The organism is Archangium sp. Cb G35, from assembly GCF_001896145.1.
GTDB lineage: Bacteria > Myxococcota > Myxococcia > Myxococcales > Myxococcaceae > Archangium > Archangium violaceum.
In genome coordinates, this window is the sequence record NZ_MPOI01000018.1 from 229,135 (window position 1) to 252,942 (window position 23,808).

Genomic DNA, 23,808 nt, shown 5'->3' on the forward strand with positions numbered 1-23,808 from the left:
CGACATGCTCCCGCCACCAGCCCAGGGCCACCCTTCGGCTTCCAGGGAGCGGGCGGCGGCGAACAGCAGACGCCTAGAACAGGTTGTAGCCCACGCCAGCGGAGATCACGATCAGGGTGGCATTGTACGGCTCGGGCGCGTTGAGGAGGACCTCGCCCCCCACGTCCATCAGCAGGGAGAGCTGGCGGGAGAGCGCCAGCCGCCCACCCACCGCCGCGCCGATTCCAAAGCGAGCGCCGCCGCCATTGGGATTCTCCGCGGTTACCTTTCCGACATCGGGGAACAGGGTCCCCCTCAAGGCCACTCGCGGCTGGAAGGCTCCGGTGCCGAAGAGATAGCCCGCCTCCAACTCCCAGGCCCAACGCTCCCCGCCCGCCAGCGTCCGCACCGTGGCCTCCAGCGGCCCGCCTCCGATGGTGAGGCCCAACGCGCCCCCCATGGCGAGCTGGCCACCGGACAGGGCCGCCCCCACGTCGCCGTAACCGGTGATCTCCGGACGCAGCCGGAAGGTGGATACGGGCCCGGCGGGCGCCGGGACCTGGGGCTCGTCCACGGTCCCCACCTGCGCCTGCTGGTTCCGGGCCGCCTCCTCCTGCTCCCGCTTGCGCCGCTCGGCCTCCTCGGCGGCGGCGATCCGGTTGAGCTCGGCCTGCTCGGCTTCCTGGCGCAGCCGCTCGGCATTCAGCCGTTCGCGCACCTTCAGCTCCAGCTCCACCAGCCGAGGAGGAAAGAGGGCGGGATCTACCCGCTGCTCCGGATAGGTGCGGGCCAGCTCCTCGAGCTGCTCGTACGCCTCGTCCTCCTTCTCCAACGCCATCAACGAGGCGGCGAGGTAGACACGCGCCAGGGCCTTCTGCTCGTCGTTACGCTTCGGGTTGTTGAGATCCTGCTTCAGCGCGCGGCTCGCCTTGGCGTACTCACCTCGCTCGTAGAACCGGATGCCCGGGAGCCGCGCCGCCCAGGAAGACAGGGGGAGAAGCACCAGCAGCAGCAAGAGCAAACGCGGAAACATAAGGAATGACAGCTCCTGGAAGGGAGAGCGTCTCTCTCCCTCTTCTTATTTAGCGGGCTCACATGGCGGGGCTTCGTATTCGAACGTCTGCCCCGCCTTGATGACGATCTCCGCGCGATGCTTCCACCCACTATTTCCGAGCAGCGTGATGGCATGCCGCCCAGCGGACAGGGCACGGGGTGGCATCGGCGCTTCGCCCCTGAGCTTGCCGTCGATGTACACCTCCGCCCAGCACTTCGACACGATCCGGAGCGTGCCCTCGCCACCAGGAGAAGAACGAGGCTTCGTGCCAGAAGTCGCATTTTGCTGCGCGGAATTCGGTTCCGTCTTCTGGGACCCCTGCTCCGGAGCCATGGCCACGGCCTGCGCGGTGGGCAGGGTCTCCGGCTGAGCGGGCGCCTCGACCTTGGTCTCCTCGACCTTGGGTTGGGGCTGAGCCTCCAATGGCGTGGGCGGGGGCTGCGGCGGCGGGTCCGTCACTGCCACCGGAGCCTTCGCGACGGACGTCGCAGGCACCTCTGGGACGGCCGGGTCGCCGTTCCCCTTCTGCATGACCACCCCCGCCCCCACCCCGATGAGGACCGCCGCCAGGCCCACGCCCAGCAGCGGCTTCAGGATGGACCTGGAGCCAACAGGCGCAATCTCCGCTGTATCGGGGGCCGCCTGGACCGGAATCACATCGGTGGTGGGCGGAGGAGGGCGGGGGGCCGCGGCCTGCGGACGCGCCTGGGGACGTGCCGCCTGCGGGCGAGCGACGGGCGCGGGGCGGATACCGGGCCGCTCCACCGCCGTTGCCTCGGCCTCGGGCGGAGGTACGGCCGGGCGGGAATTTGTGATGACCCTCGGGGCCTCCACTGTCTCGCCAGCCGGCGGGGCCGGCGTGCGCGCGGCTCGCGGAGGCGCCACGGGGGCCTCCTGCCGGGGCGCGGGACGCGGGGCGGGAGCTGGAGCCGGCTCGGGCTCCGGAACCGCCCGGGCGAAGCCGGACAGCTGCGTCATGTCCACCGCCAGCGTCCGGGCGATCGTCTTCAGCTCGCGCGCCACCACCTCGGCCGAGGCGGGCCGCTGTTCGGGCTCCTTGGCCAGCAACCGCAGGACGAGCGCATCCAGTTCCGGAGGCAACCCGTCCACCAGCGAGGCCGGCGCGGGCGGCTGGGCCTGCACCTGCTGGATGGCCACATGCATGGGCGAGTCGCCCCGGAAGGGCAGCCGCCCGGTGAGCATCTCGAACAGGATGATGCCCACCGCGTACAGGTCCGTGCGCGGGCTCACCGGCTGGCCACACGCCTGCTCCGGCGCCATGTACTCCGGGGTGCCGACGATCATGCTCGCGCGCGTCTGCGGCGTGGGGCCGTTGGGCGTGGCCCCCTGCTTGGCGAGCCCGAAGTCGAGCACCTTCACGTACTCCGTGCCGTTGGACTCCAGCACCACGAAGATGTTGCCCGGCTTGAGGTCGCGGTGGATGACGCCCACGGCGTGCGCGGCCGAGAGCGCGCCGAGCACCTCGATGATGAGCCGGATGGCCTCGGAGGGCCGCATGGGCGCCCGCTCATGGATGACCTCATCGAGCGGCCGGCCGTTGAGGTACTCCATCACCAGGTACTGGCCGATGCCCGGCAGCGTGCCGAAGCCGAAGATGTCGATGATGCCCCGGTGGCGGATGGCGCTCACCGCGCGGGCCTCGCCGACCAGGTCTCTCGAGCGAATGCCCTCGGAGGAGTCCGGGCGGATGATCTTGATGGCGACCTTGCGGCCGATGACCGGGTGCTCGCCCTCGTAGACGACCCCCATGCCACCGGCACCGATACGCCGGCGCACCACGTACTCGCCAATCTGCTGGCCCACCATGATGTCCTTGCGGACGGTGGACTCCCAGGCCGCCTCCGGCTCGTCCGAGGAGGGAAAACGTTCGTCCAGGGGCGCGGTGGGCGCGGCGCGCATCACGGTCTTCTCGTCCGGATGGGACTCGATGGACACGGGTGTTCCGTCACGAGGGCATTGCGTCGCACCTTCCGGAAGGGCCCCCCCACAGGTGCGACAGGGTCGCTGAACAGTCATCGGCCGTGCATCTTATGTCACCCCCTCTGGCGAGGCCATCAGGGTGCGCATGGAATGTCCGCACCGGGGGCAGGCGGATTTGCCTGGGGGGTCCACCGTGGGTACGTTCGCGGCGGTCCGATCGTTCCCCCGCCAGCCAGGCAGCCAGCCTCGCCCCCCTCCCGTGAGCACGACATGAAGGCAGTGGTCCAGCGCGTCCTCGAGGCCTCCGTCACCGTCAACGGCGAGCGCGTCAGTCAGGTGGGCCCCGGGCTGCTCGTGCTGCTCGGGGTGGGCAAGGGCGACACCGAGGCGGACGTGGCGTGGATGGCGGAGAAGCTCGCCACGCTGCGCATCTTCGAGGACGCCGCGGGCAAGATGAACCTGTCCCTGGAGGACACCTCCCGGCAGCTCATCGTCGTCAGCCAGTTCACCCTCTACGGGGATGCGCGCAAGGGCCGGCGGCCCAGCTTCATCGACGCCATGGAGCCGGCGGGCGCCAAGGCCCTCTACGAGCGCGTCTGCGAGGTGCTGCGCGCCCGCGGCCTCACGGTGGGCACGGGCATCTTCGCGGCGGACATGAAGGTGGCGCTCGTCAACGACGGCCCCGTCACCATCCTCCTGGAGAGCCCGGGAAGCGCGGCGGCGCCAGGCCCGCGCTGAGCGGTCCGGAGACCCGGCTTCAGGGCCGGGCGTCCTCCTGGACGATCAGCGCGTGGATGTCCGCGGCCGAGGTGGCCTCGAGGATGGAGGCGCGGAAGCGGGGATTCTTGAAGAGGCGCGAGATGCGCGCCAGTGCCTTGAGGTGGACACCGGCACTGTTCTCCGGAGCCACCAGGGCGAAGAAGAGGTGGGTGGGCTTGCCGTCGATGGCCTCGAAGTCCACGCCCTGGCGCGACACCCCGAAGGCGGCCACCAGGTTGGTGAGCCCGGGCAACTTGCCGTGGGGGATGGCCACGCCCTCACCGATGCCGGTGGAGCCCAGCTTCTCGCGCTCGCGCAACACCTCCACGAGGCGATCCTCCTTCAAGGAGGGATGGGCCCGGGCGAGCACCGCGCTCATTTCGCGCAGCACCGCCTGCTTGTCGCTGGCCTGGAGGTCCGCGATCAGGGCTTCTGGGCTGAGGAACTCGGAGATTCGCAAGCTTGCGCTCCCACGGTGGCGCTGCCTACGCGGGCAATTACTCCTGAGCCTCGATTCGCGCAAGGGTCGCCTGCCTGCCTTGTCCTCATCCGGGTGGATTCCTCCGCCATCTGCCCGGTAGGCGAATCGTCCGGGGGCCCTGTCCTCCCGCGTCCGAATGGCGAAGGAGATGCAACAGGTCATGCTAGCCTCCGAACCCCGGAGGTCGAGTCTCCCTGTGCGAATACCCCTCAACAGGCTCCCAGTCCCCGGTGACAGCGTTGGTCCCTACCTCGTGCAGGAGCAGGTGGGCCAGGGCGGCCAGGGCCATGTCTTCAAGGCCGGATGCGCCGGACGCTGGTTCGCCTTGAAGTTCTTCCAGGCCCGCCCGGCCGCCCCCTGGGGCGAGCACGAGCTCGATGTCCTGCGGCGGCTGGAGCACCCCAACGTGGTGCGCATCCTGGGTTACGGCCGCTGGCCGGACCCGGAGCAGGGCTTCCTCTACCTCGTCATGGAGTGGGTGGACGGACTCACGCTGGAGGACCATGCCCAGGTGCACGGACTGTCGGCGCGGCAGGCCGCCACGCACACCTTGAAGGTGGCACGCGCGCTCGGGGCGGTGCACGCGGCCGGAGTGAGGCACCGGGACGTGAAGCCCGACAACCTCCTCATGCGCGGGTTGGACGAAGAACCCATCCTGGTGGACTTCGGCGTGGCGCACCTGGAGGGGTTGAGCTCGGTGGAAGGGCGAGGGCAGATGGTGGGGACACGGGAGTTCTTCAGCCCGGAGGCGTGCGATTTCATCTGGGAGCACTACGGCGATGGAGTGCTCTACCGGGCGGACGTCTCCGATGAGGTGTGGGCGCTGGGCGTCTCGCTGTACTGGATGCTGACGGGCGCGCTGCCCTTCGGCTCGCGCTTCACCAACCCGAACATGATCAAGGACATCCGCGACGGGATGACCGTGGCGCCGCACGAGCGCAACGGCCGGGTGCCGGCGGCGCTGAGCGGGGTGTGCATGCGCCTGCTGGAGAAGGACCCGGGAGCACGCTTCGCGGACATGGAGGCCGTGGGCTCGGCCCTGGAGGCGGTCCTCGCCGGAGCCGAGGGGGATTCGCACTGGGACGTGCCCCTGGTGAAGACAGCACCCCGGCCGCTGCCCGAGCCCCCCTCGCCCCCCGCCGTCCCGACACCACCGCCCTCCCCCATGGCGAAGCGGAACGTGTGGCGGCGTGCGCTGTCACACCTGTTGCCCACGGGGGTGGGGGTGCTCCCCGTGCGGACCCTCGCACTGGAGGCCCTGCGGCGGGCGGTGCCTGTCCTGGTGCTGATGCTGTTGGCCACCGTGGGGACGTGGCTCCTCGCCCCACGACCGCACGCCCCCGAGTCCGCTCCACCCTCCAGGTCCGTGACGGGAAACCCAACCCCTGATGCCGGTGTTTTCCAGGCAGTGGCGACGGGCGGGAAGTCTGCCGAATCTTCCGGGGCGGGCGCGGCCCCCTCCTTGTCCTCTCTCCCCGCGTCCGAATCCGCCAACACCATGAGCCCCAAGCAGCAGTCCCAGCTGAAGCCCGACGCCACTTCCTCCCTCCGTTCGCAGCGCAAGACGCGGCGCTGCGTTCCCGACCTCAAGGAGGTGTGCCTGGCCGGTGTCTGTACCGTCATGCTCACCGGCTGCCCGGGAGCACCCGTACAGCATGTGGTGCGGCCCACTCCCAAGCTTGAGGAGTGCCCCCCCGGATCCATCGAGACCATGAGGAAGACACTGAGCATCAGTGTCGGGGATGGAGTGGTCACCCAATTTCCCGGGTACGAATACGACGAGCCCGTCACCGTGCACGAGGGTCCCACCCAGGTTCGAATGGAACAGCCGTTGGGGAAACTGCCCGTCGGCACCATGCTGACGGGAAGGCTGCTCTTCGGAGAGAAACGGCTCTACGGCCGCTTCACCCAGGCCCATCGCGCGGACGGTGAGAGCTTTCCTGTTTGCATCGAGTTCTATCAGGAGGGTAACCCCGGAATGAAACTCATCTCGGGTGCCGGGACCGACACATTCAAAGTCGGGCCCCGCCCGACGGTGAGGACCTTCATCGAATTCGGCGTGAGGCAGGACGACTGAGTCCTCCGGTTCGCATCCCCCACATCTCCCCGGAATCCGACTCCCGTGCTACCCACGTCCCGTACTGGCTTGCTGCTCCTGGCGCTCGTCGCTGGAAACGCTGGTGCCGCTGAACCCCCCCCTGCCTCTTGCGAGATGGGAGACCTGCGCATCGAATTGACAGCGGACCCGCCCAGCAAGACTCCCGTCTTGTGCACCAGTCCAGGGCTAACCACCACGCTGCTGTTCGATACGACATTGCTCCGTGTGGAGTTGGAGGGACGTGAGCGCTTCCACCGCGTCATGGAGGACACGCATGGACTCACCCTCGTGCCCTCCGGGGCCATGCTCGGCGAGGAGCCACTGCGCTTGACGGTCTACTTCGCTGACGGAGCGGGCCCCGCGAGTGCCAGCTTCCTCGTCATGGTCCATCCGGCTCTCGCCGCACGACAGGTAGACGTCCTCCGCCACACACGCCCGGTGGCGCTCTACGAGTTGGCGGAACGAAAAGCACAGGCCACGGCTCAGCAATGTGAGGAGGAGAAAACGCAACTGCGGGCCGAGCTCGATGGGCCCGGAGGGCTCCGGGGATTGCGCTTCTCGGGCCTGATGGACCAGAACCAGGGAGTCAAGGTTCATGACATCAGCACCGCCATCCACCGAAAGCCTGGTAACGCGCTGCACACCTCGAGCATCTGGGCCTACCGCGCCCACCACCGCATCGCCGTGGAAATGCTGCTGCACAATCAGGGCACCAGGCCCTGGATGTTCAAGGACGCATTGCTGAGGTGTGAGAAGGGTGAGGAGTTGAGACCACTTCCCATGTTACGGCCAGACACCATCTCCCCAGGACAGATGAACGTCCTCATCATGGTGGAGATGGATGCGAAGACCGAGAGCGCCAAGGGCTCGTGCACGCTCACACTCTGGGGAACCGACGGGCGTTTCATCACGCTCGGCAACGTGACCTTCCCGTAGGGCTGCTCCGGAGCGACAGGCACGGCCGTCCGTGTGGCTCCGGGCCCGTGTCACTCACTGGCGGGCTTGGGTTGAGGACGCTGGATGAGACCGGCCCTGTCGAGCAGCTCGCGCACGCGAGCCGTGAGGGCCACGTGCTCGGGGTTGCTGGCCGTCATGGGCTCGGGGGAGAGGACCAGGAGCCAGCCCAACGTCCCCACCGGCTCGATGCGTACAGGAGCGGGCAGCGGCGGCAACCTGCCCAGACGGCGCGACAGATACGTCAGCCAGCCCATCCGCACCTCGGGTCCCTCCTTCTCCACGAGGTCCACCATCTCCGAGGAGCTGGCCATGGCGAAGTCAGGGTCCCACGCGGTGACCGTGCACGTGAGCACCTCGGTCAGCACGGGCGAGCGGACCAATCGCTCCCAGACTGCGCTCGGCCAGATTGGGTTGAGCAGGCACAAATTGGGCCCTCCCCACGGCGAGTATCCGCCACAATGCAGGTGAACGTGGATGGGGTCCTTCTTGGCATTCCACAGCATCCGGCTGAAGCCCATGTCATCGAGGACCGTCTTGCTGGCGCCGCGGTGCCTGCTCTTCAGGAAGAGTTCTTCCAATTCCTTGAGCTCTGGACGAACCGGCCAGCCCGGCAGCTCTCGGGGAAAACCACGGCCCGCCCGGAACCATTGGGCGAACGCCGGGTCACACCGCGCCAGCATGTGGAAGAAGAGTTCCGCACGCCGCGCACACTCCAGCGCCGTCTCCTTGCGCGGACCCCAGTACGCCCCAACGTAGTACTTGTCCTGCATGCGTGCGCCCATCCTACTGTGTTGGCCGTGTGTGGCGGACGGTGATGTTCTTCAATTCTCTGTCCTTGAAGATTGCGCGAAGGAACTCCGCTACCTTGGCATCGGCGACATGCCAGGTCACCGGCATCCCTACTTGCTGGGCCATCTTTGACTGATCCGCAGCCTGGTTCAGCATCTCGTCGAACTTGCCGGAGTTCATGTACCAGTACTTGGGCGTGCCATCCGCGTTGAAGAAGGAGCAGTAACCCGGGCCCTTGGCCTCCAGCAGTTCCCCCAGCTTGATGCCGTCGAACTCCAGTTTCCCAATCATGTACACCCACCACGCGGGCCGCCCCGTCACCTGCTCCTGGTAGTCCAGGGAGCGCTTGGACTCGGTCGTGGGCTTCTTGTACGTCCACCTGCCGGGACTCCGCGCCGGAGCCGTCTTGGAGTTCTTCTTCGTCTTGTCGCTCGTGTCACCGCCTTCTCCCCGGCCTCTGCCCGCCATGTGGAGGATGGAGAAGGCGCCCAGGTCCACTCCCGCCGTGCCCACCGCCACGGATTCACCGAACACCAGTTCGCCCCTGGCCGTGAGTGACAACACCGGCACTTCCGCCCCAAGCCCGCCCATGCGTCCCACCGTGGCCCGCGCGCCTCCGAGCAACATGAGCAGGTGCGTGGACAGGCGCGCCGCCTCGCGTATCTGGTCCTCCCGTGACATTGCCCCGTAACGCGCGAAGTACTCGGGCGAGGTGGCAATCAAGTGCGCCACCGTGGTGGGCAGCTGACCCAGGTCCTCCAACGTGCGGATGGGATGGAGCACGGAGTGCGCCAGCGCCAGCGTCATCTCCGCCAGGGCGTCCTGGGCTCCATCGAGCGCGGCGTTGAGCGGGTCCCTCCCCAGGCCCAACTCCGCCAGGGGCGCGCTGTCCGCGCGCCGCAGGGCCTCGGTGACTGGATAGAAGACGCCACCGTGTGAGAAGTAGAAACCGCCCACCACGAGGCGGCCCACCCACCACTCGCCCTCCACCAGTTGCAGGGGCCCCCGACGTTGAAGCGGCGTGCCATCGAGCGCGACCACCAGGTAGCCATCCGGACGCACCAGCACCAGCCGCTCGAAGCGCTCGGCGCGCCACTTCAAGTCGGCGTAGTCCACGCGCTCGCCGCCCTCGAGCACCTCGCGCAGCAGCCAGGACAGCGCCCGGCGCGGGGCGAGGCTCCGCTGCGTCACGGGCGTCTTCGCCAGTTGGCCCAGCAGCTGGCGCGCCTGCTCCAGGTAGAGCGCAGCGCCCACCGGGTGCCGGGCCTCCTCCCCGAGGCCACTGGCCTCCTGCACCACTTGGAAGGAGTCCTCCGTCTGATCGGGAAAGCCGCCCGCGGACCCCTCTGTCTCTTCCGGCACAACAGGGACAGTGGGCCACCGGGATCCGGCACCGTCACGGAACGCAGCGGGCCGCGAGTGGAGACCGAAGCCGCTCGTCAGGCTCGCGCGTGGAGGGCCCGTGGCGCACCCGCCGAGGAGAACGGCCAGGGCCAGAAGCAGCCGCACGCCCGCGGGGAGCTCGCCGACAACACGCGTGGACAAGTCGCACCGCCTTCCGCCGCATGGGCTCTGGACAACCAACCCCCGGGACTTCAGGGAACCCCATCTTGCCCCCCTTCGCTGGATGAGCAGCGGCAGACGCCTCCCCGTCACACCCCACCCCCACCCACACGACTGATGGACGTCTACCCACCGCGTGGGCACCACCGCCCCACCGGACGGAGCGCTCGCGGCGGGTATCTCCGACTTCTCTGGCCAGAAAATGGAGGGCGCGAAGGGCTCGTCTAGGCTCCAGGCCCACCGTGTTCCCCCGGCCCCTCCGCGCGCTCCTCCTCCCGATCGTCCTCTGCTTCGGGGCCTGTGCCACCACCTCCGGCCCGCCCGAGGCGGCCGCGCCCCAGGCCCCCGTCCAGGCCGAGCAGGCCCCTCCACCCACCCCGCCCTCGGCGGACGAGCTGCTCCGGGCCCGCGCCGAGCACCTCCTGGCGGGCCTGTCCCTCGAGGACAAGGTGGGCCAGTTGATGATGGTGGGCTTTGGCGGCACCACGGTGGACGAGTCCGTGGAGGCGCTGGTGCGCGGCCGCCGGGTGGGCGGGGTGTGCCTCTTCCGGCGCAACATCTCCAGCGGCGAGCAGGTGGCCCGCCTCAACGACGGCCTGCGCCGGCTGCTCGCCGACGGCATCCCCCCCTTCCTCGCGCTGGACCAGGAGGGGGGCAACGTGGTGCGGGTGAAGGACGACGTGGTGGTGCTGCCGGGCAACATGGCGCTCGGAGCCACCCGCTCGGCCGAGCTTGCCTACGCCGCGGGGCTCGCCCAGGGGGAGGATCTCAAGCGCCTGGGCTTCAACATGAACCTGGCGCCCGTGCTGGACGTCAACCTCAACCCGCGCAACCCCGTCATCGGCATCCGCTCCTATGGCGACTCGGTGCCGCTCGTCTCCGAGCTGGGGCGGGCCTTCGTGCGCGGCCAGCAGGACGCGGGGCTCGTCACCGTGGCCAAACACTTCCCCGGCCACGGCTCCACCGACGCGGACAGCCACACCGCCCTGCCCATCATGCGCGAGACCCGCGAGGAGGTGCTCGCCCAGATGGAGCCCTTCCGCGCCGTCATCCAGGACGGGCTGGACGGGTTGATGACGGCCCACGTGGCCGTGCCCGGCCTCACCGGCGACGACATGCCGGCCACCGTGCACCCCCAGGTGCTGGACGGGCTGCTGCGCCAGCGGCTCGGCTTCGACGGGCTGGTGCTCACCGACGAGCTGGAGATGGACGCCATCGCCCGGCGCTACGGCGTGGGCCACGCCGCGGTGATGGCGGTGAAGGCCGGCGCGGACATGGTGCTCGTCCCCTGGCGCGCGGAGAAGAAGACGGAGGTGTACGAGGCCCTCATGACGGCGGCCTGGAGCGGCGAGCTTCCCCGGGCCCGGCTGGACGACGCCGTGCGCCGCATCCTCACCTCCAAGCTGCGCCGCGGCCTCTTCGAGCCGCCGCCCCTGCTGGAGGAGCGCCTGGCCACCCCACCCGCTCCGGAGAACGCCGAGGTGGCCCACCGCATCGCCCGCGCCGCCGTCACCCTGCTGCGCACCGACGGCAAGCACTTCCCGCTCTCCCCCGGCACGCGCCTGGGCCTCATCACCCCGGAGCACTCGCTGGGCGAGTCCATCCTCGAGCGCGTCCCGGGTGCCCAGGTGCTCAACGTCCCCACGTGGCCCTCGCCCGCACGCCGGGCCGTGCTGAGGCGGCAGGCCCGCCGCCTGGCGCTCGGCTCGGACGTGGTGGTGGTGGGCGTCATCAACTCCCGCCAGCTCGAGCTCGTCACCATGGCCGCCGCCACGGGACGCCCGGTGCTGGTGGTGTCCATGGGCCTGCCCTACCTCGCCGAGCAAGCCGACGAGGCCCGGGCCGTGCTGGCCATCTACTCGTACCAGCCCGCCGCCACCGAGGCCGCCGCCGCCGCCCTCTTCGGGGAGATCGGCACACCGGGCCGGCTCCCCGTGGGGCTGGGCCGGCTCGCCTTCGGTCACGGACTGGACGCACCGCGCCCCGGGCGGGCGGCCCGCTCGGAGCGCGGCAAACGCCAGGACTCAGCCCGCGGTGGGCGCTGAGCCGTGCACGCCGATGAGGCCGTACTGCCCGTCCTCCTTGCGCCGGTACACCACGCAGACCTCGTGCGTGGTGGCGTGCTGGAAGACGTAGAAGTCCTGGTTCATCAGGTTCATCTGCATCACCGCCTCGTCCACCGCCATGGGCTTCACGGTGATCTCCGCGGTGCGCACGATGCGCGTGGTGGACTGCGCGAGCTGCTCGGTGGCCGGCGCGCTCGGAGCGGGCTGCGCGGCGGGAGCGGGCGGCGCGAACTCCTCCTGCAGCTCCTCGGGCAGCTCGAACACCTTGTGGCGCACCTTGAGCTGGTTCACCAGCCCCTGGCGGTGGTGCACGCGCTCGCGCCCGTGGTGGTTCTTGATCTTCTCCTTGTACTTGCGCAGCTGCGCTTCGATCTTGTCCATCGCGAGATCGATGGACGCGTACATGTCCTCGCTCTTCTCCCTGCCGCGCAGCACCCAGGAGCCGGAGTGGATGGTGATCTCCGCGTGGTGCAGGTGCCGCTCGAGCGACAGCACCACGTGGGCCTCACCGGCCCTGTCCAGGTACTTGTTCACCCGCTCGACCTTCTCCTTCGCGTACTCCTTGAGGGCATCGGACGAGCCGAACTGGCGGAAGGTGATGTTGAGCTGCATGCGTTGATTGCCTCCGTTGGGGGCTTGGAGTGAGACGACCGGAGCTCCGGTACAGATCAGAAACGTTCTGAAGGGCCGAAAGCAACCCGCCCACTCGAAAGGACGGCTGATCGCACTCCACTCAACAGGCAGTGTCGTCTTGACTTTCCAGCGCGGCTGAACTCCTGACACACCCAGTGTGAGCGGCGGAGCGACGGGGAATGCCTGGACGAGAAGCCGGGTTGCAGTTGTTACAGCGGAATCTCGACCACGAAGGCCGCGCCGCGCCCGCCGGGCCCCGCCTCCACGTGCACGTGGCCGCGGTGGCCCTCGACGATCTGCTGCACGATGAAGAGGCCGAGTCCCAGGCCGCCGGCGCGAGCCACGCCACGCACCTGCTCGAAGCGCGCGAAGATGCGCTCGCGATCGGCCTCGGGGATGCCGGGCCCCTCGTCCCGCACCACCAGCCGCGCGCCCTCCGGGGTCCGCTCCAGCCGCACCTCCATGGGCTGTCCCCCGCCGTGGCGCAGGGCGTTGGCCAGCAGGTTGAGCACCACCTGCTCGAGCCGCAGCCGATCGAAGCGTCCCACCAGCGCCGGGGTGATGTCCGCGGTGAGGGACACGCCCGCCAGCCGGGCCTCCTCGCGGGTGCGCTCCACCAGCTCGGACACCAGCACGGACAGGTCCCCCGTGGAGAAGAGGAAGTCCAGCTTGCCCTGGCGCATGCGGCCCACGTCCAACAGGTTGTCCACCAGCAGGCTCGAGCGCCGCAGCAGCCGCTCGATGGCCTCCAGACGCGTCCGCACCTTCTGGGAGTCCAGCGGCGTGGAGCCCGCCTCCGCCTCCAGCCGCCGCATCATCTGCATCTGCAGCAACAGGCCGGTGAGCGGCGTCTTGAGCTCATGACTGGCGAGCGACAGGAAGTCCTCGCGCACGCGCACCGCCTCCTGCAGCGCCAGCTCCGTCTGCTTCAGGGTGGTGATGTCGAGCATGGCGCCGCGCACCACCATGGGCCGGCCCTGGGCGTCCCGCATCACGGTGGCGCGGCTGGTGAGCCAGTGCCAGGCGCCATCCGGCCACCGGGTGCGGAAGGTGGACGTATAGGACTTCACGTCATTGTGGAAGATACCGGTGACCTGGGCCTCCACCTCCGGCCGGTCCTCCGGGTGGAGCGAGGCGAGGAACTTCTCGTGGGTCCACTCCTTGAGCGGCTCGGGGTAGCCATAGAGCCGGTCATGCCCCTCCGAGCGGAACACCTGGCCGGTGGCGAGGTTCGTCTCCCAGACGGCCATCTGCGCGGAGTCGAGCGCCACCTGGAAGCGCTCGCCCAACAGCCGGAAACGCTTCTCCGTCTCCTCCACCAGGGCCTGGGCCTCCTCGCGCTGGGTGATGTCCGAGGCGAGCACCCACAGCTCGTCGCGCACGGGGACGACGGACACCTCCACCCAGGAGCGCGGCGGCAGCGAGGCGAGGAAACGCGCGGGCTGGCGCGTCTCGAGCGCCGTCAACAACCGCCCGTGTAACGTCCTGCCCGCGAGCGAGGGCACCGCCACCCACGGCTCCTGGCCGAGCAGCCGCCCGGCGGCCACTCCGAACAGCGCCACCGCCCGCGCGTTGCAATCGAGCACCCGCCCCCGTCCATCCAGCGACAGGAAGGACTCGGACATGTGCTCGAGCAATAGCCGCAGCCGCTCGTCGGCCGGCAACCCGGAGCCGTCGGAGTTGGAAGAAGGCGCCTGGCCGGAACCGGGCGCGCTCGGAACGGAGGGCGCGCTCACCCTGCCACGGTCGCTGGCACGGGCCGCCCCGTCAAGAACGCAGCACCAGGAGTGAAGCGGAATGGACGCCAGGAGGAAGGGGACGTCCGCGCAACGCTGTTGTATGAGGATCCCCGCCCCCCCGGGAGGGGCCCGCCGAATGGAAAAGACCCCATCCTCCCAGCCCCCCTCGCCCGTCGTGCTCATCGTCGAGGACGATGACGCCAAGCGCTACATGCTCGCGCGGACGCTGGAGCTGGCGGGATTCAGGACGCGGCAGGCCGCCACCGCGAGTGAGGCCTTCCAGCTCGCCCGGGAGGGGCCGGATGTCCTGCTGCTGGACGTGCGCCTGCCAGACCTGACGGGTTTCGAGGTGAGCCGCCGGTTGAAGGCGGACCCGGCCACGGCCTCCCTCCCCATCATCCAGATGTCCGCCAACTTCACCACCATCCAGGACAAGACCCAGGGGCTGCTCGGAGGCGCGGACGGCTACCTCGTGGCCCCGGTGGAACCCGAGGAGCTGGTGGCCACGCTGCGCACCGTGCTGCGCACCCACGAGGTGGCCCGGGAGCGCGCGCAGCTGCTGGAGTCCGAGCGCGCGGCCCGTGCCGAGCTGGAGGCCCTCAACGCCCAGCTGCGCACGCAGGTGGACATCCTCGCGAACGTGCAGGACAGCATCATCGTGTCGGATCTGTCCGGCCTCATCACCTACTGGAACGAGGGAGCCACCCAGCTCTTCGGCTACAGCGCCGGGGAGATGATGGGCCAGTCCGTGGCGAAGCTCTACCCGAGCCAATCCGCCGAGGAGCTCGCGGCGGGCCTCGCCCGCATCCTCACCATTGGCGAGCGCAGGGGCGAGTGGCTGGGAAGGCGCAAGGACGGGAGCGAGGTGTGGGTCGGCATCCGCACCGTTCCCATCCGCTCGGCCGGGGGAGAGCCCACCGGCTTCATCGGGGTGGGCCGGGACGTCACCGAGCTGCGCGAGCTGCGCGCCGAGGCGCTGCGCCGGGCCGAGCTGTCGCAACAGCTCATCGGCATCGTCAGCCATGATCTGCGCAACCCGCTCACCGCCATCACCCTGGCGGCGGAGTCGGGCCTGCGCAAGCAGGGCCGGGACGAGGCCGTCCAGGTGCGCCTGCTCACCCGCATCCGCAGCAGCGCCGAGCGGATGACGCGCATGGTGAGGGAGTTGCTGGACTTCACCCAGGCCAGCATGGGCAGCGGCATCGTCCTCCACCCGCAGCCGGTGGACCTGCACGAGCTGGCGCGGCAGGCGGTGGAGGAAGTGCAGTTCGCCCACCCCGGGCGCACGCTCCGGCTGGAGTGCACGGGCGATGGCAAGGGAACACTGGACGCGGACCGCGTCGCGCAGGTGCTGACGAACCTGCTGACCAACGCCCTCCAGTACAGCCCGCCCGATACGCCCGTGACCGTGAGCAGCACGAGCGAGGACGATACGCTGCAACTGCGCGTGCACAATCTGGGGACGCCCATCCCGCCCGAGGACCAACGGCACATCTTCGAGCTCCTGCGGCGCGGGAAGGACAGGACGGACAACTCCCAGCGCAGCATCGGCCTGGGGCTGTTCATCGTAAAGCACGTCGTGCGCGCCCATCACGGCGACATCCAGGTGCGCTCCAACCGCGAGGAGGGCACCACCTTCCAGGTGCGCCTCCCTCGCGACGCGCGGGACGCCGGGTCCTCGAGGGAGTGACCCGGCCGTCCCCACGTCTCACGGACAGAAGCGGGTGTCCGAGTGCCGGCACGCGTGCAGGTTGCGCGGCACCTCCAGCCAGGAGATGTCCGGCGTGGTGTTCTTGCGCTCACGCAGCGTCTCGCTGACGGGAGCCTGTCCCACGCCCGGCATCACCACCTCGTAGCGGATGCCACCCGTCGAGGACACGGAGACGACCGCCGCCGGCTCCGGAGGCGGCGCCCACGCATCCAGCGTCTTGGCGGGCATGTACCCGAGCAGCTTGCCGTCCGCGTCCGTCACCCGGAAGCCCTCCGCCTGGTCCGGCATGCCGGTGATGACGTCCGCCTGCCACGAGCGGCTGATGTCTCCGCCGCCCGACAGCTTGCAGGCGGAGACGGTGGCCGCCGCGGGAGGCGAGAAGCTCGGCCAGAACACGATGCCGCCCAACACGGCCGAGCCCGCCGCCGTCTTCTCCTGCAGGCCGCCATACCGGAGGAACCAGCCCGGCCCCTCCATCGTGCCCCGCGGGAGCGACGCCAGCGTGCTCGTGGGCACGTAGCGCTGCGGGCCCAACTCCGGGTGTACATACGTCGCGTAGGCGCTGTCCGGAATGGTGACGTCCACCAGCGAGCAGTCGACTCCCGCGCCGCAAGCGAAGGCGGTGTCCGTCACACGCTTGTGGTCGAACGCGAGGGCCTCGGTGGCGCTCTCGAAGTGGCGCTGCCATCCACCATACGCGTGGAAGCCGAAGTAGCGGTTGTGCGGCACCTTGTTCGCGTCCGCGCCCAGGTTCAGGTCCCCGTGCGAGTCCGTGGGAAGCGTGGCCAGCGTGCACGACCACTCACCGCCCGCCACCGCGCACTCGGCATCCGAGCTGGCGGGCGCCGGCGCACCCGCCGCGGGGAAGTAGTAGGAGCCGCTGCCCAGTGCCGTGCCGTTGTCACACCGGATGCGCAGGCGGGTGAGTTCCATGCGCGCGGACGAGCACGCCGGCGCCACCGAGCCCGAGAGCGCTCCCGTGTTCTTCACCAGCACGCCGTTGTCGTACTCGATGACGGACGTGCGCAGCAGACCGTTGATGCCGGCGGTGAGCTCCGCCTCCACGTCGCACTTCATCCGCACGCACGCCAGCAGATCGTCCGGACCGCAGTTCGTCCCCTCCTTGGAGCGCAGGTGCTGCCGGTCTCCCGTGCCCAGGAAGGCACGCAGCCAGCCCGTCTCCGGCTGACGCACGGTGGAGGCCATGTGGAAGAAAGGCTGCTTCTCGAAGTCCTTGCCACGCGCCATCTCCAGCGAGCGCGCGCCGAACCAGTTGTTCACCCGGCCATCGCTCCCGAGCACGCCCGGCGTGTGGAAGCGGAACGTCCACACCTGGCCGCCCAGGTCACCGGCGACGAGCGTGTCGAAGAAACCATCCAGGTCCATCTGCAAGCTCTCCGCGTCGCCAATGTCCACCAGCGCCGGCGCCGCCGCGATGGGCAGCATCCGGTTGAGCACCGCCGTGTACGCATCCGGCGAGGCCGCACCGGGCCGCGCCTCCACGGACCACAGCGTGTCACCCGTCCACGCATCCAGCATGTACACACCGCGGCCACGCGACAGGTCCGCGCTGTACCCGCCGTTGAGCACCGCCACCCAGCGCTCCTCCCAGCCGCGCGCATTGCTCGCCGCGAGCCGCACCGGACCGATGGGCGGCGGCTTGGGCGCGAAGTTCGTCCACGACTGGCCCACCATGGCCGACTCCGGCTCGCACGCGTTGGGGAACATCCAGCGGAAGGGCTTGCCGTCCGGCTTCAACATCTCGCGCGGGTTCGTCACGTCCAGCGCGGCGAAACGCTGGCCCCCCGAGCGCTCGGTGAGGATCGCGAGCGAGTGGAACTCGCCCGCCTCCTTCACGCCGTTGCCCGTGCTCGTGCCGCTCGCGGAACCGTCCGCCCAGACGTCACGCACCATGGCCGTGCCGTCCACGAAGTACTCGTGGCCGTTCAGCATCAGGCCCAGCTTGGGCAGCAGGTCCGGCGGGATGAAGCCCCACAGCTCCTGGCCCGTGCCCAGGTCGTGCACGTCATCAACGGCGCTCGTCTTGTCCCGCGCGAGCGCCGTGCCCGCGTGCACGGCGTGCAACATGCCTCCGTTGGAGCCCACCAGCACGATGCGCTCGCGCTTCGCGTTCGCCTTGCGGAACACGTCATAGGAACCGAACCGGTTCGCGCTGGAGCCACGTGGCGGATCCATCGGCGTGGCCGCGTAGCAGGGCTTGCCCGCGGACGGCGTGGAGCACGACGTCTCGGACGACACCGAGGCGGTGAAGTCGTCGTAGAGCGTGGACAGGCACTGGCCGCTCAGCCCCAGTGTGCACAGGAAGGGCTCGATGGGCGGCTCCACCGTCACCGGCGTGGAGTGGAAGATGTCCGCGAGCTTGCACGAGCGCGACGGATTGCCCGAGCACGGCCGGTCCTCGTCCGTGAGCAGGTCTCCGTCGTAGTCGAACACGTCCACACCGCGCACGAAGCGGATGAGCGTGTCCACGCACTCGGCGCGCTGCGCGGGCGTGCCCGTCCAGGCCTTCTTCAACTTCGCGAAGGCCACGGCGCAGAAACCATCTCCCGCCGCCAGCAGGTACTCCTCCAGCTCGGCGCGGTGGGCCACGTCGAAGGGCATGGGCGGGTTGTCCGCCTGCGTGAAGCGGCCATCCTTGTCACGGTCCACGAGCGTGAAGAGGCAGCGGCCTCCCGTGGGGTTGAGCGGATCCGCCGGGTTGCACGGCGCGCTCGCGCTGCGCTGGCCGAGCGTCTCCGCCAGGTCCCAGAAGGGCTGTGCCGGCGTGCCGCCCACCAGACGGCCATCGCTGGAGAGGGTGGCCGTCTGCACCTTCACCCAGACGCCCTCGGTGTTCTCCTGGACGATGTTGGCGCGCGTGAAGCTGGAGGGGTCCACCACCGCGCCCGGCGCCGGCGTGAAGCCCGCCGGCTTGTCGAGGAAGAAGGAGTCGTCGCAGTCCTTGTCTCCGTTGAGGTCGCGCGGGTCCCCCAGCGGGCTCCGGGCCACCGGCAGCTGGCAGCCCTGCGAGAACTCGCTGAAGAAGAAGAAACGGTAGAGGTGGCCCTCGTAGGGCCGGCCCCGGCGCGGCGTGAAGCGCGGCACGTAGGAGGACTGCGAGCCTCCCGACTGCACGCTCGCGACACTCGCGGACGAGAACGCCGTGGAGACCTCCTTCACGTCCCCGAGCGCGGCCATGAGCGCATCGCGCAGCTCTCCCGCGTTGTTGGCGCGGAAGAACCGGCCCTTGCCCGCCTTCGCGATGCTCTGGAGCATCGGGCTGTTGTCGCCGTAGCCGATGGTGTACGTGCGCACGGACTGGTCCCCCGCGAGGTCATCGCGCAGGTCCGCGTTGGCCAGGAAGAAGGCCACGTCGTCCATGAAGTTCTTGTTCGTCTTCGCCAGACCCGTGGGCCAGTTGGCGTAGTCGCAGTCCTCCTTCGTCGCGCCGAACTCGTCGCAGTAGTTCACCCCACCCGGCGCCGGGTTCGTCTCCGGGCTGCTCGGGTCGAACGTAAGCGGCGTACCGTCCGCGTGCTTCGCGCCCCGCGCCTTCAGCACCTCCATCATCTTCGTGATGGGCACCGTGTTGTCGTACCGGGGCGAGCCATCCGCCAGCACGATGACGGAGCTGGCCTGGCAGGCCGAGCACACGGAACGGTCCGTGCCCATGCCCTCCCACGGCTGCGTGTCCTTGAGCCACTCATCCGGAGACTGCGCGCCCCACGGCTCGCCATCCTTGCCCGTGAGCACATCATCCACCGTGCCGCCGTTGCAGCACCCCGGCCAGCCCCAGCCCGGGCTGATGGGGTTGGTGAACCAGTTGGCCCACCGCCCATCCACCTTCTGCGAGGAGAAGTACCCACCCAATCCGAAGAGCGCCTCGCCGATGGAGCGCTCGTCGTTGCGGAAGGAGATGGAGTTGATGGCCTTGCGCAGCTCCGCCCGCCCCAACGCCGTCTCGTCCAGCACGGGAAGCGACTTGTCACACGAGGGCTTCAGCGGCCGCAGCAGCACCGGCGGATCGAACCAGCCACGGTCCGGGCCGAACGTGGCCACGCCCATGCGCAGGTCCACCGCCGTGGAGACCACGTCCTTGAGCACCTTGCGCGCCACCACGAACTTCGGCGGGCGCACGTTGAGCACGCGGCCGCTCAGCACCCACTTGCGCCGCGCCTCCACCGGCAACGTCTCGCCCGCGGGCGCCGTGGGCGTGCTCGCCAGCGGACCCCGCCACCAGCCCTTGTCCGTCAGGCACTTCTGGCACTCCGTGTACACGGGCGAGCCCCACGGCTCGCTCCAGTCCATGGCGTTGCCGCACACCTGCATCAGGTCCGTGAAGCCCAGCGTGCTCCGCATGTCCACCGGGAGGGAGTACGGGCCCTCCTCCACCTGCCACGCCAGGCGCCGCCCGCGCGAGTGGTAGTACTTGTCCGGATCGAAGAAGTGCGGCTCCGTCGTGGAGAAGTCCGGGTCCGCGTCGAACGGAATGGAGCCGTTGAGCGCCGGATCCGCGCTCCCACGGTCGAACCACTTCATCGCGTCCACCAGCGCCGGGTCCGAGCAGCCCGGCTTCGAGGTGTCACCCACCTCGGGCAGGTACTGCGCGTACTCCTGCATGGACGCGTTGTTGCCCAGCAGGAAGATGGCTCCCGGCGGGCTCGAGGGCACCTCGAAGAACTCCTTGTCGCCTCCACCCGAGGCGTGAATCATCGTGTCACCCAGCGCGGCCGCGCCCGTGCAGCACGCGGCCTTCCCGGGCACAGGCACACTGCCCGTGCGGGCCGGCAGGGCCAGCAGCCCCGCGGCTCCAGCGGCCAACAGCCCCGCCGCCAGTCCCACGCGGCGGTTGAACCACCGCTTTCCCGCACGTCCCACTGCGTCGAAATCGATGCGCATATCCAGGCTCCCTGAAGCCGGCCCACCCCCCACCGACTCCCTTCGCCCTCGCACCCGGACAGAGTGGACCGCACCCTCCAGCAGAGTCCGGAGCCCTGACACCCCGCACGCACCACCAGGGGAAATGTGCCGTGACATCAAATCGCCACGATTTGAGGTCATAATGAGCCCGGCTCGGTGAGGACTTTCCTCGGCCCGGGGGATTGACGTGGGCGGCCGAGCCCTTCAGGAGATTCTGTTCATGCTCGCTCTGGCGCTCCCCACACGTGACACCCTGCGCGTCCGTGCACTCCTGGCGGATACGCACCGGCTCGTCTGGGTGGTGGACGAGGCGGGACGGATGCAGGAACCCTCGCCCTCCTGGGCGGCCTTCACCGGCCAGGCCCCCGGACAGATGATGGGCTGGCACTGGCAGCACGCCATCCACCCCGAGGATCGCGGCCCGCTGGACCCGGAGGGCGAGCTGCTCGGGCCCGGCGGGTCCAGTGAAGGGGAGCTCACCTTCCGCGTGCGCCGCGAGGATGACGTCTGGCGCGACATCCAGGCACGGGCGCTGCCGGTGAAGGACGACGCGGGGCGGCTCGTGGAGTGGCTCTTCCTCGGCGAGGACGTCACCGGGTGCTCCAGTGCCGTGCACACCGCGGAGGCACTGAACGAGAGCGAGGAGCGGTTCCGCTCGCTGGTGCAGACCTCGGCGTCGGCCATCTGGACCACCAACGCCCAGGGCCGTCCCGTGGAGGACGCGCCCACCTGGCGGGCCTTCACGGGCCTCACGCTCGAGCAATGGCTGGATGGAACCTCCTGGCTGGAGGCCATCCACCCCGAGGATTCACCGGCGGCCCGCGGGGCCTGGAAGAACGCCGTCACCACGAAGACGCCGTTCGCCCACGAGTTCCGCCTGAAGCACGCCAACGAGAGCTGGCGCTGGGTCATGTCGCGCGCCGTGCCCGTGTTCAACCTGGATGGCGGCGTGCGCGAGTGGGTGGGCACCAACACGGACATCTCCGAGCGGAAGAACGCCGAGGCCGAGCGCGACCGGCTGCTGGCGGAGCTGGAGACGAATGAGCGGCTGCTGTCGGCCATCCTCGAGCAGATGCCCTCGGGCTTCCTGCTGGCGGGGCCCCAAGGGGAGCTGACGTACGCCAACGCCCAGGCGGAGGCCATCTGGGGCCACCCGCTCATCCAGGCCTCGGACGTGAAGGGCTACACGGCCTACCATCAGCACCGCCTGGATGGCACCCCGTACCCGGCCGAGGAGCTGCCGCTGGCGCGCAGCGTGCTGCACGGCGAGGTGGTGCGCGGCGAGGTGCTGTGGCTGCGCCGGCCGGACAAGGACAACCGTTTCATCAAGGTCAACTGCGCCCCCATCCGCGACGAGCGCAGCCGGACGATCGCCGCGGTGATGGTCTTCGACAACATCACCGAGGCCCGTCAGGCCGAGGAGCACGCCGCGCGCCTGCAGGTGGTCACCTCCGCCCTGTCCCAGGCCCTCACCCAGGCCGACGTGGCCCGGACGGTGCTGTCCGTGGCGGTGGGGGGCATGGGCGCCGAGGCGGGGGCCGTCTACCGCCAGCGCGCGGACGGCTCGCTCGAAAGCCTCCATGACGTGGGGTACCCGGAGCGCTTCGTCCGCCATGTGCGGGACCTGATGCCCTCCGCGCACAACCCCGTCGTCGACGCGGTGCGCACGGGCAGGGAAATCTGGCTGCGCTCCACCGCGGACATGCAGGCGAGGTACCCGGAGATCGTCACCCTGCGTGCCTCGGAGCGGGACCACGCGGTGGCGGTGTTTCCCATGTGGGTGCATGGACAGTCCGTGGGCGCGCTCGTGCTGAGCTACCCCGACCCGCGCATCTGCGTCCCCGAGGAGTTGCAGTTCCTGCAGATGCTCGCGCAGCAGTGTGGCCAGGCCCTGGAGCGCGCGCGCCTGTACGAGGCGGCCGAGGCGGAGCGCCAGCGCGCCGAGCAGGCCAGCCGCCTCAAGGACGAGTTCCTCGGAGTGCTCTCGCACGAGCTGCGCACGCCGTTGACCGCCATCCTCGGCTGGGTGCAGATCCTCCGCACGCGGGAGCTGCCGCAGGACAAGCGCGAGCGCGCCCTGGAGACCATCGAGCGCAACGCACGGGCGCAGACGCAGCTCGTGGAGGATCTGCTGGACGTCAACCGGATCGTCAGCGGCCGGCTGCGGCTGGACGTGCGCCCCACGAACCTGGAGAAGGTCATCGAGAGCGCGGTGGACGTGGTGCGCCCGGCGGCCGAGGCGCGAGGCATCCAATTCCAGGTATCCCTGGAGCCGCAGACGGTTCCCGTGCAGGGAGACCCGGACCGGTTGCAGCAGGTGGTGTGGAACCTGCTGTCCAACGCGGTGAAGTTCACGCCCCAGGAAGGAAGCGTGACGGTGTCGCTCTCGTGGCGCCCCGCGCACGTGGAGATCCATGTGCGCGACACCGGGGATGGAATCTCCCCGGGCTTCCTGCCCCACCTCTTCGAGCGCTTCACCCAGGCGGATGCCTCCTCCACGCGCCGCCATGGCGGACTGGGGCTGGGACTGGCCATCGTGCGCCACCTGGTGGAGCTGCACGGCGGCACGGTCGAGGCGCAGAGCCCGGGCAAGGGACAGGGCGCCACCTTCACCGTCCTGCTGCCCCTGGTGGCCCCCCGCGCGGACGCGGCCGAGCCGGCCCGTACACTTCCCCAGCACCCGCCCCAGCTCCCCGCCGACTACCCGAAGGCGCTCCACGGCCGCCACATCCTGGTGGTCGATGACGAGAAGGACACGCGCGAGCTGGTGGCCACGCTGCTCCAGGAAGGAAAGGTCCGGGTCTCCATCGCGGAGAGCGCGGCCCAGGCGCTCGAGCTGATGAACCGGGAGCCGCCGGAGCTGCTCATCTCGGACATCGGCATGCCGGGGATGGATGGCTACGCGCTCATCCAGGAGATACGCACGCGGGCCCCCGAGCAGGGTGGACGGGTGCCGGCCGTGGCGCTCACCGCGTATGCCCGTCAGGAGGACCAGGCCGCCGCGCTGCGGGCGGGCTTCGACTCCCACGTGGCCAAGCCGCTCGAGCCCGCGGAGCTGCTGTGGGTGCTCGCCACGCTGCTGAAGCGTTCCTGAAGGTCCAGGTTGAGCCCCCTCCCG

General features: G+C 69.7%; 14 protein-coding genes. 6 read left to right on the plus strand and 8 right to left on the minus strand.

Annotated features, from left to right (window positions below; genetic code table 11):
- Positions 1–73: 73 nt before the first annotated feature.
- Together BO221_RS44410 and BO221_RS44415 are read right to left on the minus strand one after the other, a co-directional pair.
- The gene (locus BO221_RS44410) at positions 74–1,012 is read right to left on the minus strand and encodes a tol-pal system YbgF family protein (RefSeq protein ID WP_073566987.1); all 939 of its coding nucleotides are present in this window, start codon (positions 1,010–1,012) and stop codon (positions 74–76) included.
- 45 nt (positions 1,013–1,057) lie between these two features.
- Complete coding sequence (locus BO221_RS44415) at positions 1,058–2,989, minus strand: serine/threonine-protein kinase (protein WP_073566988.1); 1,932 nt, start codon at positions 2,987–2,989, stop codon at positions 1,058–1,060.
- Between the two features lie 255 nt (positions 2,990–3,244).
- On the opposite strand from BO221_RS44415, the gene dtd reads away from it, so the two are divergent.
- Positions 3,245–3,712, plus strand: a complete 468-nt coding sequence (gene dtd / locus BO221_RS44420; protein ID WP_073566989.1) for a D-aminoacyl-tRNA deacylase — start codon at positions 3,245–3,247, stop codon at positions 3,710–3,712.
- A 19-nt stretch (positions 3,713–3,731) separates the two neighbouring features.
- On the opposite strand, the gene BO221_RS44425 is transcribed toward dtd, so the two are convergent.
- A complete protein-coding gene (locus BO221_RS44425) occupies positions 3,732–4,193 on the minus strand; it encodes a PTS sugar transporter subunit IIA (RefSeq protein ID WP_073566990.1) in 462 nt (153 codons plus the stop codon).
- A gap of 217 nt (positions 4,194–4,410) precedes the next feature.
- Here BO221_RS44425 and BO221_RS44430 point away from each other — a divergent pair, with 217 nt between their 5' ends.
- Both BO221_RS44430 and BO221_RS44435 read left to right on the plus strand, forming a co-directional pair.
- Positions 4,411–6,291: a serine/threonine-protein kinase gene (locus tag BO221_RS44430; RefSeq protein WP_158080025.1), complete on the plus strand. Its 1,881-nt coding sequence runs from the start codon at positions 4,411–4,413 to the stop codon at positions 6,289–6,291.
- Positions 6,292–6,336: 45 nt separating this feature from the next.
- On the plus strand, positions 6,337–7,248 hold the full coding sequence (locus tag BO221_RS44435; protein WP_073566992.1) for a DUF2381 family protein: 912 nt from the start codon (positions 6,337–6,339) through the stop codon (positions 7,246–7,248).
- 50 nt (positions 7,249–7,298) lie between these two features.
- Here BO221_RS44435 and BO221_RS44440 read toward each other — a convergent pair whose 3' ends face one another.
- On the minus strand, positions 7,299–8,039 hold the full coding sequence (locus BO221_RS44440; RefSeq protein WP_073567052.1) for an Imm52 family immunity protein: 741 nt from the start codon (positions 8,037–8,039) through the stop codon (positions 7,299–7,301).
- 13 nt (positions 8,040–8,052) lie between these two features.
- Positions 8,053–9,354 (minus strand): Tox-REase-5 domain-containing protein, encoded by a 1,302-nt coding sequence (locus BO221_RS44445; protein ID WP_304528735.1) that lies wholly within the window; start codon positions 9,352–9,354, stop codon positions 8,053–8,055.
- Positions 9,355–9,863: 509 nt separating this feature from the next.
- Between BO221_RS44445 and BO221_RS44450 the strand changes: the two genes are divergently transcribed.
- Entirely contained in the window at positions 9,864–11,666 is a 1,803-nt protein-coding gene (locus BO221_RS44450) for a glycoside hydrolase family 3 protein (RefSeq protein ID WP_233166536.1), read from the plus strand.
- On the opposite strand, the gene hpf is transcribed toward BO221_RS44450, so the two are convergent.
- On the minus strand, positions 11,646–12,299 hold the full coding sequence (gene hpf, locus BO221_RS44455) for a ribosome hibernation-promoting factor, HPF/YfiA family (RefSeq protein WP_073566993.1): 654 nt from the start codon (positions 12,297–12,299) through the stop codon (positions 11,646–11,648). The genes BO221_RS44450 and hpf overlap by 21 nt on opposite strands.
- Positions 12,300–12,529: 230 nt before the next feature.
- Complete coding sequence (locus BO221_RS44460; protein WP_073566994.1) at positions 12,530–14,056, minus strand: ATP-binding protein; 1,527 nt, start codon at positions 14,054–14,056, stop codon at positions 12,530–12,532.
- 139 nt (positions 14,057–14,195) lie between these two features.
- Here BO221_RS44460 and BO221_RS44465 point away from each other — a divergent pair, with 139 nt between their 5' ends.
- Positions 14,196–15,749: a PAS domain S-box protein gene (locus tag BO221_RS44465; protein WP_073566995.1), complete on the plus strand. Its 1,554-nt coding sequence runs from the start codon at positions 14,196–14,198 to the stop codon at positions 15,747–15,749.
- An 18-nt stretch (positions 15,750–15,767) separates the two neighbouring features.
- Here BO221_RS44465 and BO221_RS44470 read toward each other — a convergent pair whose 3' ends face one another.
- Complete coding sequence (locus BO221_RS44470) at positions 15,768–20,669, minus strand: hypothetical protein (RefSeq protein WP_073566996.1); 4,902 nt, start codon at positions 20,667–20,669, stop codon at positions 15,768–15,770.
- A gap of 241 nt (positions 20,670–20,910) precedes the next feature.
- Here BO221_RS44470 and BO221_RS44475 point away from each other — a divergent pair, with 241 nt between their 5' ends.
- A complete protein-coding gene (locus BO221_RS44475; RefSeq protein ID WP_073566997.1) occupies positions 20,911–23,784 on the plus strand; it encodes a PAS domain S-box protein in 2,874 nt (957 codons plus the stop codon).
- Positions 23,785–23,808 lie beyond the last annotated feature (24 nt).

Excerpts from the sequence above, each read along its gene's own strand:
- BO221_RS44410 (WP_073566987.1), bottom strand. The coding sequence starts at position 1,012 with ATGTTTCCGCGTTTGCTCTTGCTGCTGCTGGTGCTTCTCCCCCTGTCT.
- dtd (WP_073566989.1), top strand. The coding sequence starts at position 3,245 with ATGAAGGCAGTGGTCCAGCGCGTCCTCGAGGCCTCCGTCACCGTCAAC.
- BO221_RS44440 (WP_073567052.1), bottom strand. The coding sequence starts at position 8,039 with ATGCAGGACAAGTACTACGTTGGGGCGTACTGGGGTCCGCGCAAGGAG.
- hpf (WP_073566993.1), bottom strand. The coding sequence starts at position 12,299 with ATGCAGCTCAACATCACCTTCCGCCAGTTCGGCTCGTCCGATGCCCTC.
- BO221_RS44465 (WP_073566995.1), top strand. The coding sequence starts at position 14,196 with ATGGAAAAGACCCCATCCTCCCAGCCCCCCTCGCCCGTCGTGCTCATC.
- BO221_RS44470 (WP_073566996.1), bottom strand. The coding sequence starts at position 20,669 with ATGCGCATCGATTTCGACGCAGTGGGACGTGCGGGAAAGCGGTGGTTC.
- BO221_RS44475 (WP_073566997.1), top strand. The coding sequence starts at position 20,911 with ATGCTCGCTCTGGCGCTCCCCACACGTGACACCCTGCGCGTCCGTGCA.